At 43.8% G+C, this 13,975-nt stretch carries 17 protein-coding genes and 1 pseudogene; 1 reads left to right on the top strand and 17 read right to left on the bottom strand.

Going from position 1 to position 13,975, the window contains the following annotated elements; genetic code table 11:
- Positions 1-253 (top strand): annotated as a pseudogene (locus Q338_RS09395) (hypothetical protein); the annotation flags it as partial.
- A gap of 16 nt (positions 254-269) precedes the next feature.
- On the opposite strand, the gene Q338_RS09390 reads toward Q338_RS09395, so the two are convergent.
- The 17 genes from Q338_RS09390 to Q338_RS09305 form a co-directional block, all read right to left on the bottom strand.
- Positions 270-698: a type II toxin-antitoxin system VapC family toxin gene (locus Q338_RS09390; RefSeq protein WP_034294627.1), complete on the bottom strand. Its 429-nt coding sequence runs from the start codon at positions 696-698 to the stop codon at positions 270-272.
- Complete coding sequence (locus Q338_RS09385; protein WP_034294624.1) at positions 698-964, bottom strand: type II toxin-antitoxin system Phd/YefM family antitoxin; 267 nt, start codon at positions 962-964, stop codon at positions 698-700. The genes Q338_RS09390 and Q338_RS09385 overlap by 1 nt, the downstream gene beginning before the upstream one ends.
- A 68-nt stretch (positions 965-1,032) precedes the next feature.
- Positions 1,033-1,425 (bottom strand): hypothetical protein, encoded by a 393-nt coding sequence (locus tag Q338_RS09380; RefSeq protein ID WP_034294623.1) that lies wholly within the window; start codon positions 1,423-1,425, stop codon positions 1,033-1,035.
- Positions 1,426-1,435: 10 nt separating this feature from the next.
- Entirely contained in the window at positions 1,436-2,035 is a 600-nt protein-coding gene (locus tag Q338_RS09375; protein ID WP_034294622.1) for a hypothetical protein, read from the bottom strand.
- Positions 2,026-2,796 carry a hypothetical protein gene (locus Q338_RS09370; protein ID WP_034294621.1) on the bottom strand — a complete coding sequence of 257 codons (771 nt, stop codon included), beginning with the start codon at positions 2,794-2,796 and terminating at the stop codon, positions 2,026-2,028. The genes Q338_RS09375 and Q338_RS09370 overlap by 10 nt, the downstream gene beginning before the upstream one ends.
- Positions 2,797-2,813: 17 nt before the next feature.
- Positions 2,814-3,137: a transcription initiation factor IIE subunit alpha family protein gene (locus Q338_RS09365; protein WP_034294620.1), complete on the bottom strand. Its 324-nt coding sequence runs from the start codon at positions 3,135-3,137 to the stop codon at positions 2,814-2,816.
- Between the two features lie 3 nt (positions 3,138-3,140).
- The gene (locus Q338_RS09360; protein WP_034294618.1) at positions 3,141-3,632 is read right to left on the bottom strand and encodes a hypothetical protein; all 492 of its coding nucleotides are present in this window, start codon (positions 3,630-3,632) and stop codon (positions 3,141-3,143) included.
- 142 nt (positions 3,633-3,774) lie between these two features.
- Complete coding sequence (locus Q338_RS09355) at positions 3,775-5,130, bottom strand: UDP-N-acetylmuramoyl-tripeptide--D-alanyl-D-alanine ligase (protein WP_034294616.1); 1,356 nt, start codon at positions 5,128-5,130, stop codon at positions 3,775-3,777.
- Positions 5,131-5,172: 42 nt separating this feature from the next.
- Positions 5,173-5,619, bottom strand: a complete 447-nt coding sequence (locus Q338_RS09350; RefSeq protein ID WP_034294615.1) for a GNAT family N-acetyltransferase — start codon at positions 5,617-5,619, stop codon at positions 5,173-5,175.
- 68 nt (positions 5,620-5,687) lie between these two features.
- On the bottom strand, positions 5,688-6,101 hold the full coding sequence (locus Q338_RS09345) for a type II toxin-antitoxin system VapC family toxin (RefSeq protein ID WP_084693583.1): 414 nt from the start codon (positions 6,099-6,101) through the stop codon (positions 5,688-5,690).
- The gene (locus tag Q338_RS09340) at positions 6,085-6,387 is read right to left on the bottom strand and encodes a type II toxin-antitoxin system Phd/YefM family antitoxin (protein ID WP_034294613.1); all 303 of its coding nucleotides are present in this window, start codon (positions 6,385-6,387) and stop codon (positions 6,085-6,087) included. The genes Q338_RS09345 and Q338_RS09340 overlap by 17 nt, the downstream gene beginning before the upstream one ends.
- Before the next feature lie 136 nt (positions 6,388-6,523).
- Positions 6,524-7,585, bottom strand: a complete 1,062-nt coding sequence (locus Q338_RS09335; protein ID WP_211249447.1) for a sugar-binding transcriptional regulator — start codon at positions 7,583-7,585, stop codon at positions 6,524-6,526.
- 35 nt (positions 7,586-7,620) lie between these two features.
- Positions 7,621-8,550, bottom strand: a complete 930-nt coding sequence (gene rbsK, locus Q338_RS09330; protein ID WP_034294611.1) for a ribokinase — start codon at positions 8,548-8,550, stop codon at positions 7,621-7,623.
- Between the two features lie 240 nt (positions 8,551-8,790).
- The gene (locus Q338_RS09320; protein ID WP_245946723.1) at positions 8,791-9,918 is read right to left on the bottom strand and encodes an aldose 1-epimerase family protein; all 1,128 of its coding nucleotides are present in this window, start codon (positions 9,916-9,918) and stop codon (positions 8,791-8,793) included.
- 29 nt (positions 9,919-9,947) lie between these two features.
- Entirely contained in the window at positions 9,948-11,270 is a 1,323-nt protein-coding gene (gene fucP / locus Q338_RS09315; protein ID WP_034294604.1) for an L-fucose:H+ symporter permease, read from the bottom strand.
- On the bottom strand, positions 11,260-11,931 hold the full coding sequence (gene deoC / locus Q338_RS09310) for a deoxyribose-phosphate aldolase (RefSeq protein ID WP_034294602.1): 672 nt from the start codon (positions 11,929-11,931) through the stop codon (positions 11,260-11,262). The genes fucP and deoC overlap by 11 nt, the downstream gene beginning before the upstream one ends.
- 293 nt (positions 11,932-12,224) lie before the next feature.
- Positions 12,225-13,796, bottom strand: coding sequence for a phosphoethanolamine transferase (locus tag Q338_RS09305; protein WP_051968584.1), 1,572 nt, complete (start codon positions 13,794-13,796; stop codon positions 12,225-12,227).
- Between the last annotated feature and the right edge of the window lie 179 nt (positions 13,797-13,975).

The following is a 13,975-nucleotide window of genomic DNA, read 5'->3' as shown; positions in this document are numbered from 1 at the left end:
CACGCACATGACTGACCCTGTTAAAATGGAAAAGTTGTTTGCGATTCTGGCAGTTACATTGGCTTGGGCTTATGTCATTGGGCGTTGGCAACATGCGCTTAATCCAATTAAGCCTAAATCTCATGAACGTTTATCGCAAGGTATTTTTCGTGTTGGTTTAGAGCAGCTTGCCAAAGCTGCCATGTTGATGATGGCAACTTTGGACTATTTTTCAAACCCAAAACAGGTCGTCCGATTTTTTGTCGTGTACTGAAAGGCAGCCTGAAAGATTATTCGGCTGTATATTCAAAGGGATTGAACAATTTCACGCCCGTACGCGCAAAATCCGCCACATTGCGCGTAACCAAAATCAAATTGTGTTGAATGGCAGAACTGGCAATCCACGCATCGTTTTCAGGCGCATGGTCGGGAATGTGGAGTTTGGCGCAGATTTGGGCGGTTTCTTCGTCAATCGGCAGAATTTTGTTGGCAAACAATTCCGCTAAAACCGCATTTTTCCATTCACGCAAATGAATGCCCTGCCATTTGTCTTTGCGTTCCATTGCCAATACCCCCCGTTCCAATTCCATGGCAACCACCGCACAAGTATATAAATTTTCAGGATTTTGTTGCGCCAACCACGCAACAACATTGGCATTCGCTTTGCCGTTTTTGATTTTACGCATTTCGCTGATGAGATTGGTGTCCAATAAATACATTATTCTTCTCCAAAATCAACGGGTTTGCGTTGAGCGCGACTGCGTGGTGGCAATTCCCATTCAAAATTGCCCACATCATCGGCACAATCCAGTTGTTGCAATACTTCCAACGCGCTGCGAAACGGTTTGCTTTGCTGATAATCATCGTATTTCATCAACACAAACATGGGTTTACCACGATTGGTAATAATCACAGGTGCGGTTTGTGCGTGTTTTTGAGCGAGACTGGTTTTTTGGTTAAATTCACGGCTGGTCATCACTGTCATGGCGTTCTCCTAAAAAATGTAGTGAAGTATCAATCATTGTGCCATTTTCGCACAAAAAACAGCCGCACTCAACCAAACAAAAACCGCGCCAGCCAACCAAATCCCACAAACAACATCGGCAAACCCACCACACCCACCAACAGGCACACCGCCAAAATTTTCCAAATCACGCGCATGGTTTCAGGTGGAATGGTATCGGTCAATTTGAGTGGGAAATTGAATGGCGGTTTGTTTTCCATGATTTTGTTTTCATTTGATTTTTTTATTTTTATGATGCCCCAAAACAGCAAACACATCATCAAAATTATTGGCGCAACAAACGCCACCAAATTCCTTGAAATATCGCGCATGGGCGTTGCGCTGTTCAAATGGTGGTGCACAAACAGCATATATTGCAAATACAATAAGCAACATATATTCAACAACGACATGATTTTCTGAAACAAATTGCGTTTTTTCATGATTTCGCGCCTATTTTTCTTCAAAAACCAAACCTGTTAAATCGCTGATTTTGCGTTGTAATTTTTCGGTTAAACGGCGGTATTCGTCTTGCTCGGTTTCAGGCAGCCTGAAAGCGGGCAGTTTTCTTTTTGGGAATAGGGATTGGCTGTGAAATGAATAGGTTGTCGGATATTGTTGATTTGGGGAGACAATCGTAACCGTTTCACGCAATAAATCCAAATGGATATAAGTGGCTAAATAGTGGTATTTATGATGATAAATTTTTTGGATTGGTAAAAACAGCAAAAATAAACCCAAAACAATCCAAAATACAAACATACCGTAAAAATATACAGATGATTGAGTAGAGATTTGATTTTCAAGGAAATAGTGGTCAAAAGCCCACCAAGCCACACTTGCAAAAATACACGCAAACACACCACCAAAGCGAAATTTATTCGCCAATTCTTCTGGACTATGTGCTTGAAGTGGCATGGGTTTTAAAACCGCCCACACAATTTGCGTGCGCTGTTCGGCAAAATCGCGTTCCAGTTGGCGCAAAACGGCTTTGTTTTCCGTATCGTAGGCTGCCTGAATTTCGGCAAGTTGGGGCGTGTGGTTTACAGACACAATGACACCTCTGGATAATCAGCAAGATATTGTTTTAACAAAAGATTGGCTTGTTCAAATTCGTGGTCGTTCAGGCTGTCCAAAGCGATTTTGCATTTGAGCCATTTGGGATTGCCGCACTCAATTAACCAATAATGATGACGGAAAACTTTTGATTTTTTTAGGGAAATGCGTTTGATATTCGCAAAATCAATCCTGCCATTGGGCGGTGCGCCACGCGCATATTCGTGATTAAACGATAAACTGTTGTGATTTAAGCTAAAACGCCAATATTTTGGGCTTTCAGGCTGCCGTGCATGCCGCCACCAACGGTAGGCAACGATGAGTAATTGCAGCGAAAAGTACACAAAAGCACCCAAATAGCGTAAAAAATCCGCTTGATTTGCCACTTGCAAATAGGCGAACCCTGCCAAACAACACGCATTAAATCCACACATACCCCAATAAAGGCGTTTGTATTTCACGTAATCGGCGTAGAATTTTCGCCCCTCGTTGGCGTAGGGTTGCGGAATGGCAAAGCCGCCTTGATTATCAAATGAAGGCATGGCGCGGCACGTTACAAATTCGGTTTCGCCACGTTCGTCTTGGTGCAAATACAATTCCACGCGCGCGCCTTTTTCAGGCAGGCTGCCGAAAATATCGCCTTCCATATTGTTGATATTTAAGGGATAAGTTTTGCCATTGTCGGCAGTGGCGTAACCTTGTTTGCCATCCCATTCGGTCAGGGTGGCGGTTTGGCGGATAATCGTGGGTTCCAACATGTTTTTCTCCTTTGAAATCAGTCATCTGCTTTATGATAAATGGTTTTGTTTGCCATTTGCAAGCCGTGCCACGCGCCACAATACAGAAAAATCACCAACGAAAGCGCATCGCCCACGCTTTTGCTGATGAAATCGGGAAACAAATTTTTGATAATCAACAATAAAATAATCAACATCAAACCCGTAAACACCCAGTACAAATGTTTTTTCGGCAATTCGCCACGCAATTTTTGTTGGCAATGTGGGCATTTCAGGCTACTTGAAAAACGATTCGGGCGCAGTTTTTCTTGCGTGAAGGTTTTTTGACAATTTGGGCAAGGGTATTGTTGGTTGAATTTCATCGTCTAATCCTTTGTTTTTTCTAAAACATAATCTTCGGCAAAAAACACGCTTTTTTCGTGCGGAATGTATTTCAGGCAAACATGGCTGTTTTTATCGCCCCAATAATCGTGTCCTGCAAAAGATTTGCTTTGACCTTGTTGATTTTTAAGTAAATAAATGTAATGCGGACGTTGGCGCGGATAAGATTGGCGTTCGTCATCCACAATTTTGCCGCAAAATGTTTTCGCTTTGCGGCTTTCGTATTTCACAATCCAATCAAAGCCTTTCCAACACAAAAACGCCCACGCCAACAACGCGCCAACCATTATCGCATCACGCAAAGGGTGGTCATCGTCCAAATGGCGATGGAGCGCATACATCATGCCCAAACCGCCAAATATCCCCACAAAAACCAACCAATTCATATAAATCAAGACCATACCGAGTGCAATCAAAATCGCATACAGCACGGAACGGTGCTTTTCAAAAAAATCCATTAATTCTTCTCTATTCATTATTTATCCTTATTTTCAAATGATTGGGTTTTCAGGCAGCCTGAAACAACAAAAAACATGGGGCGCGTATCCAACACCCTATTTGATTTGGTGCATGATACGCACCCCATGTTTTCGTGTGCATTTCACAATTTCATTTTTTTTAGGCAAGCAATTCCGCCACAACTTCTTCCATTTTCATAAAACGCGAACCTTTGACCAGCACGCTTGCGTTTTCAGACAAATCATGAGTAAGCACTTGAATTAACGGGTCTTTATCGGAAAACCACAACCCATTTCCGCCAAACGCTTCTGCCGCATGAGCGCAAAAATCGCCCACAAAATACGCCTGTTCAATCCCCAATTCACGCGCATAAGTGCCGATTTCTGCGTGCATTTTGGGGGCTTCGTCTTCGCCCAATTCGCCCATGTCGCCCATCACAAACACGCGTGGCGCGGGCAACTGCGCCAACACGTCCAAAGCGGCTTTCATACTGTCGGGGTTGGCGTTGTAGGTGTCGTCCAAAATCGTGCTGTTGCGCTTGCCCTGTTTTGCCTGCAAACGTCCTTTAATGTTCGCAAAATGCGCCAAACCTGCGGCAACTTCGCTTAATTTCACGCCAGCCAACACCGCCAAACTCGCTGCGGCGCAAGCATTGCTGATGTTGTGTTTGCCCGCCACAGGCAACGCCACGCGAACCGTTTCATTTTGATAAACCAAATCAAATTCGCTGCTTAATGCTTTTAAAACAATATTTTGGGCGTGAACATCGCCTTGCTGCAAACCAAAGGTTTTTTGCGTCAAATTTGTGCAGGCTGCCTGAAAAATCGGCAAATTCACATCATCGGCTGGCAACACAGCCATGCCGTTTTCAGGGCTTAATCCTTGATAAATTTCGCTTTTTGCACGCGCAATGTCGTCCACGCCATCAAATCCGCAACCGATGTGCGCCCGCATCGCATTGTTTACCAAAGCGATATTGGGACGCGCGATTTGGGTCAATTCCGCCAATTCGCCAAAATGGTTCATGCCCATTTCAATCACGGCATGACGATGATTTTCGCGTAAATTCAATAGGGTAAGTGGTAAACCGATGTGGTTGTTGAAATTGCCTGCGGTCGCCAAAACCGCGTTTTCGCCAAAATGGTGGCGCAAAATGGTCGCCAGCATTTCTTTGACGGTGGTTTTGCCGCTTGAACCCGTGATGCCAAACACAAAGGGATTGATTTCATCGCGCCATTTTGCGGCGATTTTTTGCAATGCGGTCAAGGTGTTGTCCACTTTCAGGCAGCCTGAAACGTCCGCCAAATCATCACGCGACACCAACGCCCACGCGCCTTTTTCCAAAACTTGGGAGACAAAATCGTGCGCATCGTGGTTTTCGCCAATCAGCGCGACAAACAAATCGCCAGCTTGTGCTTGGCGGCTGTCGGTAATCACGCGCTGAAATTCAATGTTTTCAGTGGGTTGTGCCACGTTTAGGGTTTGGCAAATGAAAGAAAGGGTTAGGGTTTTCATGGTTTTGTCTTTGAAATAATTAAAATAATGGGAAATAAAAAATCATTGATGATTTAAATCATGTCTAAATTGAATCATTTGACTCTGTTGTGCTAATTTTTGGTAGAGTGCTTTTGCAGGTAAATTGTCTTCGGCTGTAACCCAATACACGCGATTGCAATTTTGTGTGTTGGCATATTCATAAATATGCTTAATCAAATATTCCGCCAAACCCTGTCTGCGTACATCATGGGCGATAAATAAATCTTCTAAATACAAGCACTCCCCAACATTCCATGTATTAGGATGTTCTACGGTGTGTGCAAAGCCTTTCAAACTGCCCATATCATCAAAAATCCCCCAAGCGTTCATTTTTTCATGGGAAAGCAATTTTTGCCAAGTATGCTCGGTAATGTGTTCAGGTAGCGATGTTTGATAGAAATGCAAATATTCCTGCCACAGTACCAGCCATTGTGTTTTATCTGTTGAATGAAGTTTACGAATAAACATGGGATAATCTCATTTGAATATTGATATTAATGATGAATTTTCAGTTTGTAGGGTGCTACGCCATATATTTACGGACGAATATCCACAATCAAATCAGACTGATACTGCAAAATTGCCGTATCCGCCGTCAGCAAATTCAATTTTTCGCTGTGCGCTTGGGCAATCAGTAAGCGGTCAAACGGGTCTTTGTGGATAAGTGGCACATGATTGAGCATAAGAATATGATTAATATGAATATCCAATAAATGAATGCCCACTTTTTGCATATTTTTCAGCATTTCTTCGGCTTGGTAGGGAAAATCGGGCTTGTTCAAAGCGGCTTTAAGCGTGATTTCCCAAATGCTTACCGCGCTGACAAAAAATTGATTTTGTTGGCGATTTTCCAATACAGCAATGATTTCAGACGAAAATTTTTCCTTGCGATTGTCCGCCGACCACAGCAAAACATGGGTATCCAGCAGATATTTATTCTGTTTCATCATATTCCCCTGCAAACAGTTGCTCAATCAAATGGGGATTTTTTTCATCAAATTCATCAATGAGTTGTGATAATTTCGCCATCTCGTCCGATTGCATAAAACCAAATAAAGACGGTGTGTCAGGCGCAACTTCAATCGGCATAATCTGCACCTGCGGTTTGCCTGCTTTGGCAATAATCACGGGTTTGCCGTAGGTTTTGACTTCTTCCACAATCCGCGATAAATGGGTTTTGGCTTCGTGAATGTTGATGATTTCGGGTGGGGGGCTGACAAATGGGGTTTGCGACATGATTTAGCTCCACAAGTTTAGATTAGACTAAATGGATTTAGTCTAATTAAAATAATTTAAAAAAACAAGTGAAAAAATGTTTTCAGGCTGCCTTTTACAAAAACAAGGCAGCCTGAAAAAGATTTTTATATTTTTTTCAATTGATTAACAAAGATTGCGCTGTTTGCTCGTCCGTTACCAAACGGTTGGCGTAACCATATTCCAACGCCACGCGTATTGCTTGCACACGCTCTTTACCGCCCGCAATCAACAGACGTTGCTCCTTGTGGCGCAAATCGGGTAAGGCAATCCCAGTTGTGCGATTATTCAAATCAGGCAAACAAATCCGCCCTTTATCGTCCAAAAAACGCGCACAAATACTGCCCACTGAGCGTTGCAATAATTGTGTCATTTCCTGTTCCGTGAAAAAACCCGAACGAAACAGTAAACTCTCCCGATTGGATGCGCCCACCGTAAACACGGCAATGCGACTTTGTCGCGCACTTTCCAACACGCGGCGAATATTTTGTTCTTGTTCTACTAGATTTTTGGTTTGCACATTATCAAACACGGCAGGCAAAGGCAAAGTTTCCCCTATTGCGTCAAAGGCTTGGCAAACCAAACGTATGCTTTCGGCTTCATTAAAACCTTGTTGCATTTGCGTGTCGCTGCCGCGTAATTGCACCACTTTCACTTGTTTGCGCGATTGCGGTTTTAGGGCTTGTGCCATCGCTTGAATACTGCTGCTCCACTCTATCGCAATGGTGTCGCCATCATTGACGATTTGTTCCAACATACGCGCACCCGCTTGTCCAATCTCTTGCAACAAATGGGCGTAATCATCTTGCATGGGATTGGGGACGAGTTGTACCGCACTCAAACCAAAGTGCTGCTTGATTTGCTCGGCAAGCGTGCTGTGGTGGTCGCGTGGGTCGTTGATGCGGATTTCCAAAAAACCGCGTTCGCTGGCGTATTGCATCAGCTTGGCAACGGTGGGGCGCGACAAACCCATGAGCGTGGCAATTTCTTGTTGTGATTTGCCTTCTTGATAATAAAGTTTAACCACGTCAATGGCTTGAATATCACGCGGTTTGAGTGTAGAGCGTGGGGTGTCCATCATCATTTTTTTGGGAATTTTTTGAGAGAATGCGTAGTAGGGTGTGCCGTGTGCACCCAATCCAATCACAAATATTTGATTTTGTGTAAATTTGGTGTACACAGTGCACCCTACATTTTTCAGGCTACCTGAATATTTTAAACAAAATCCGCCTGTTCAGGATAATCCGCCACAAATTCAGCGCGGTCATGATACGAACTTTGCGTACCCAAACGCGTTACCGAATCGCCAGCGTAGAAATTGGCGGTTTTGATGGCTTGTGCGATGTCGCCTGTTTTCACATAAACATGTGAAAAACAACCAATAAACGCATCGCCCGCGCCAGTTGTATCACGCGCATTGACTTTGTGTGATGGGAACATTTGTTCTTCGCCATTTTGGTTCAACCACAACGCGCCTTTGCTGCCCAAAGTAACAATCACATTTTTCACACCAGCCTGATGTAATGCGGCGGCGGCATTGCGAATATCGTCTTCATTGTCCACAGGCATACCTGTTAAAAGCGACAACTCGGTTTCATTTGGCACAATAAATTCGCAGGATTTGACGTGTTCCAACACCAAATCAGGTTGCGCGGGTGCAGGATTGAGCAATACAGGAATGCCATGTTTTTCGCCAAATTTCACGGCAGCGTAAACCGTTTCGGTTGGAATTTCCAATTGTAAAACAATCAGTTTGCATTTTTTAATGTCTTCGGCGGCGGTTTCAATGTCGGCAGGGCTTAACAATTTGTTTGCGCCTTTGACAATGATAATGGAATTGCGCGACTCGGGATCTACGAAAATCGGCGCAACACCACTGGACGCATCGCTTTTGAAAATATAGCGCGTGTCAATGCCGTTTTGACGGAAATTTTCAATCGTGTTGTCGGCAAAAATATCGTTGCCCACGCGCGTGAGCATCAACACTTCTGCGCCCAATTTGGCGGCGGCGATAGCTTGGTTTGCGCCTTTGCCACCGCAACCCATTTTGAAATCGGGGGCTTCAATGGTTTCGCCTTCGGCAGGCATGCGGTTGATGTAGGCGATTAAGTCCACCATGTTTGAACCAATTACAGCAATATCCATGATTTTATTCTCCAAATTTTTGATTGAATTTTTTTCAGGCTGCCTGAAAGTACATGACAAAAAATAACCATTTTGCTAGAAATCATTATCGTACCAGCCATTTCACTCCCTCTCCTGTGGGAGAGGGCTGGGGAGAGGGAAAAATCGTTGAGTATCACCAGTTTTACCCTCTCCCTAACCCTCTCCCACTAGGAGAGGGAACGAATTCGTGGCAATATCAAAAGCTGCCTGAAAATCAATTTAAGCGTCTTTAATCCCCGTATTCACGGTAAATGATTTTTCTTCATTCGGTTGCAACCATTGCACCGTTCCTGCTTTTTCTGCCGCCAAATAACCTTCTGGTCGTGCCGTTGCTGGCAACACAAACGCAGCAACTTTTTGGTCGGGATTATTTAAAATCCAACGCGTGGCGTGTGGAAATTCCGCGCTGGAAAAACGCGTGCTAAATGTCGTATTGGTCGCAGGATTATGCAATTCAAATTCCAAATCTTCACCATATTGCGCCAAATTGTCAGCAAAATACACGATTTCAGGGTCGTAACAATCGGGACGGTTCAGCACGCTACCGTCCACTTTACCGCTTAAAATTTCATCGTTAAACGCTTGCCATGCTGGGGTCGGTTTAACGTGTGCGGGCACGGTGCGGCGCAATTGGAACGCATTATCGGGAATATTTTGCCGCATAACCCCTTGTTCCACATAAGCATAATTCATGTGGCACATATACAATAAGGGCATGGCTTGATAGGCTGACAGATTTTTCACTTTCATACCAATGTCAAAACGCGGACGGTTGGCGCGTAAAGTAACGGACGGTATTGCCAAATAATGATGCCCAAAACCGCGAACATATTCGTATTCGCTCACCACGCGTACGCTGTTTTCGTCAATTTCCAACCATGCTTTGTCCATTGGGGCGCAGGGAAATTCGCCATGTAAAGGGTGCGTGTCTTCAGGTGCAGGGCAACCGCCCGTCAGCAACCCAGAATGAAACGAAAAACAACCATAAGTATCAATAATTTCTGAACCACGTTGCGGACGACTAAACAAATTGTCCATACGCAAACTGTGTCCATCAAATTGCGCGTCCCACAAAATTTGTCCCATAAAGGGCAAAATTTCTACAAAACCACGACTGTTTTGTACTTTTAAACTGGCGATGTTTTGTGGATAGGCAAACGCGGTAATCGTAAAATGCTCCGATTGGGCAATGATTTGATTTTGCGAAGTAAATAAGTTTTCAGATAAGGGAATGCGATACATGGTTTTTCCACTCCTGTCTTTTTTGGGGAAATTATCATTATTAGTAGGGTGAAACTGATGACACCAAATGCCATGATTGGTTTGGACAAGTGCAACAAGTTGCACCCTACGACTTTCAGGCAGCCTGAAACGATTTACGCAGTTTTCTGCCCACTCAATTCAATGCGGCGTTCATTCCAAAAATAGGCAAACATAATCGCAAAACACAACAATGACACCACAAACGCCAATTGCATAGAACCCAATAAATCCGATACCAAACCTTGAATCAAAGGCACTACCGCACCGCCAATAATTGCCATCACAATCACGGCACCGCCTGTTTCGGTGTGGCGTTTGTCGCTAATCGCGTCCAAAGAATGCGCGTAAATGGTTGGCCAACCCGGTCCCATCACGGCAGAAGTCAAAATGGCTGCATAAACCGCACTCATGTCTTTCACGCCAATAACATACAGTAACGCCGCCATGCCAATACCGCAATACACCATCAAAGTTTGGTTTTCGTTGTAACGTTTCATCAAGAAATTGGCAATACATTTACCAATGAAAAACGCGATAAACGCATAAATCACATAATTGGCTGCCGCACGTTCATTCAGGCTGCCGTCCAATTGTAAAGCCAAACGAATGGTAAACGACCACACTGCCGTTTGCACGCCCACATAGGCAAATTGCGCCAAAATACCAAATTTAAACCGACCATTACCCGCCAAATAGCGCATGGTTTCGCCAATGGTAGCTTGGGTTTCGTGGGCTTCTTTGTCCAAAGGTTTGCAACGCGGAAATTGGGTAATCGCCACCATAACCAACAGCGCAATTAAAACCATAATAATGTATTGATACGGCTGCAAAGTACGTTGCAACATAGCCAAAGCAAAATCGTGTTTTTGTGCTTCGTTCATCATGTCCATTTGTTTTTCCAGCGCATTGCCATCGGTAAAAATCAAATATTTACCCAATAAAATACCGCTCAAAAAACCAACTGGCGTAAATGTTTGCGAGATATTCAAACGCAAAGTCGCTCCCTCTTTTGGACCAATCATGGACGAATAAGTGTTACACGATGTTTCCAAAAACGACAAACCAATCGCAATGGAAAACAAGGCAAACAAGAACATACCATAAGTTGCCATGTGCGAAGCTGGAAAAAACATCAGGCAGCCTGCAATATAACAAACCAAACCAATCAAGATACTGGTTTTGTAACTGAAACGGCGAATCACGCGACTAGCAGGAATCGCAATCAAAAAATAACCGCCATAAAACGCACTTTGTACAAATGCCGATGCAAAATCCGACAAAGTAAACAAAGCTTTAAATTGGCTAATCAACACATCGTTCAAACTTGCCGCCATGCCCCACATCGGGAAACAAATAGACAATAAAATGTATTGAAACCAAGGAGTTCGGTCAAGATAACCATCTGACAATTGTTTGACATTGGTTTTAATAAACATGATTATTCTCCTGTTGCGTTTTGCCCAATAATACCACGCCAGCCGATGCACCAATGCGGTTTGCGCCCGCCATGACCATGTTTTCCAAATCCGCTTGTGAACGCACGCCACCTGACGCTTTCACGCCGATGTTTTCGCCCACCGTTTCGCGCATCAAACGCACGGCTTCCACCGTTGCGCCACCTTTGGAAAAACCTGTTGATGTTTTGACAAAATCCGCACCCGCTTGAACGGCAACTTGGCAAGCGTGGCGGATTTCATCGTCTGTCAGCAAACAAGTTTCCAAAATCACTTTCACCAAAGCCTTGCCAGAGGCAGCCTGAACCACTGCCGCCATGTCTTGCGCGACCGCGTGCCAATCGCCCATTTTGGCAAAACCGATGTTCATGACCATATCAATTTCATCTGCACCGTTGGTGATGGCTTGTTCGGTTTCCAATGCTTTGATTTGGCTGGTATTCGCCCCCAATGGAAAACCGATGACGGTGCAAACTTTCACGTCCGAACCCGCCAATTTTTCTTTTGCCAACGCTACCCAAGTCGGGTTTACGCACACCGAACAGAAATCGTATTCCACTGCTTCGGCACACAATTTTTCAATATCGGTGGCAGTAGCGGTGGGGGCTAATAGGGTGTGGTCAATTAATTTGCTTCTCTTCATGTTGATACGCTCCATTTGATGACTGTTAAAATAATTTTTGACAAATGTAAAATTTATTTGTGAAATTGGGTAAAATATTACTTCGGATTACAAACTTAATCAATAAATAAAATTTGATTATTCTCAATAAATTATAAAAAATTGTCAAAAAATTAGCCAATCCAGTTATGGATTATTTTTTGACAAATGTAAAATATTTAGCGTAAACCCTTTTTCAGGCTGCCTGAAAAACCCAAAACAAGCAAAAACAAAAAGAGCGGATACAAAATCCGCCCTGACCAACACAAACCATCTTAATCTTGAATCAAACCATCTTGTTTCATCTGATTCACTTGTTGTAAATTATTATTTTGATTGGGTAAATCGGCTTGTTCGCCCCAAAAATCGTAACCATTTTCATGCAATTCGGGTGTGCGTATGCCCGTCCATTGGGCAAAACCTTTCAGGAAATTAAACGCCGTTCTTTGCGTTTTGATGATTTTGTGTTCGGTGTCGTCAGACGAAATTTTTGCCAACGGCACTTCAAAACTTTGATAAGTGTCGCCACCATGTCGCAAAGTCAATTCAGGTGTACCCACGCCCGTGTGTTTCAAGCCATGGTCGGAAAAATACACCAGCGAATAGCTTTCCCCTTGTTTTTTCAGGATTTCTACTACATTGCGCAACAAATCATCGGTCTCTTTAATTGTACTGGCGTAACAGGACAAATTTTTGCTTTGGTAATCAAATTGCACGCCATTGTCCAAACGCTGACAAAAATCATGGTGCGAACCCATAATATGCAACACTATCAAACGCGGTTTATCACTCTGTTTTAACAATACTTTTTCCAACTCGGGCAACAACGCACTATCGGGCGCAGGCTGCCCATCGTGGCGCGGCGCGAAAAACACCACATCGCTGCGTTTCGCATAACTGGACACTTCATTGGCAAACACGCCCAACATGCCTTGATTGGACAACCACGCCGTCTGAAAACCCGCCTGTTTCGCCAAAGACACAATATTGTGATGACTTTGTTGCGACAAACTCAAGGTTTTCGGCAAAGACAACATGGTAAATTCGGCGGTGGAAATGTAGCCATCAATCAATAAACCCTTACTTTTGCTTAAAAAAGGTGTATTTTCCAATGGAAAACCGTAGGCGTGTAAATAATCTTTACGCGCGCTTTCGCCCACCACCAAAATATGATTTTTGTATTTGGGTTCAACGGCTTGGATTTGCCAATGTGCAGGCTGTGTGGCTTGTTGTAATAATTGATTTTTTTGTTGCCAATACGCATGGGGCGCGGCAAACAAATCCGCATAAAAACCCACTAAAACCACAGGCGTGATTTTCTTATCATATTGATTAATCATATTATTTTTATGATTATTTCCCAATATCGGCGACAACAACGCCAACAAAGCGAAACCAGCCAACGCCACACGCCATTTGATTGCCCAATGTCTCGCTTGCACAAACACATTCGGCGGCAAAATTCGCCATAAAAACAAGGCAAAAATCGTGTAGGCAGCCTGCAACAACCACACATATTTCGGCACAAAATGCACAAATTCGCCCACTTCCGCCATGTCTGCTTCCAATGCGCCGCCCATTAATTTGAAACTGGGCGCACCGTATAACCACGCGACAGGAAAATAAATCATTGTAGTAAAAAGGAAAATTTTAAACGCCACACTTGCGCCACGCGGCGACACGCTCGCCCACGCCAACAGTAGGCAAAATGTGCCGAAAATGCCCCAAAATTTGTCGGTCAGCGTATCACGGTAATGAAAACCGTAGCCTGTGGCAAAATAGGTGCAAAAACAGAAAATTAACAGAAAAATCAATTGGATTTGCCATTTTTGGATTAATTTCATCATGGATTTAATTAGAGGGGAAATGGAGTTTTGGTTTCGCTGGACTTGGTTTCAGGCTGCCTTACAGTACACGACAAAATTCATGTAGGGTGTGTATTACGCACCTAAATTTCAACTATTTGAATGGTTTGGTGCGTGGTACGCACCCTACATTTGGGGTGTTGGTAAAAATTGGCGTGTAC

It is taken from the genome of Alysiella crassa DSM 2578, assembly GCF_000745955.1.
In the GTDB taxonomy this organism is placed as follows: Bacteria; Pseudomonadota; Gammaproteobacteria; order Burkholderiales; family Neisseriaceae; genus Simonsiella; species Simonsiella crassa.
Note: the sequence above shows the minus strand (reverse complement) of the source record. Positions and strands in the feature narration are given on the sequence as shown.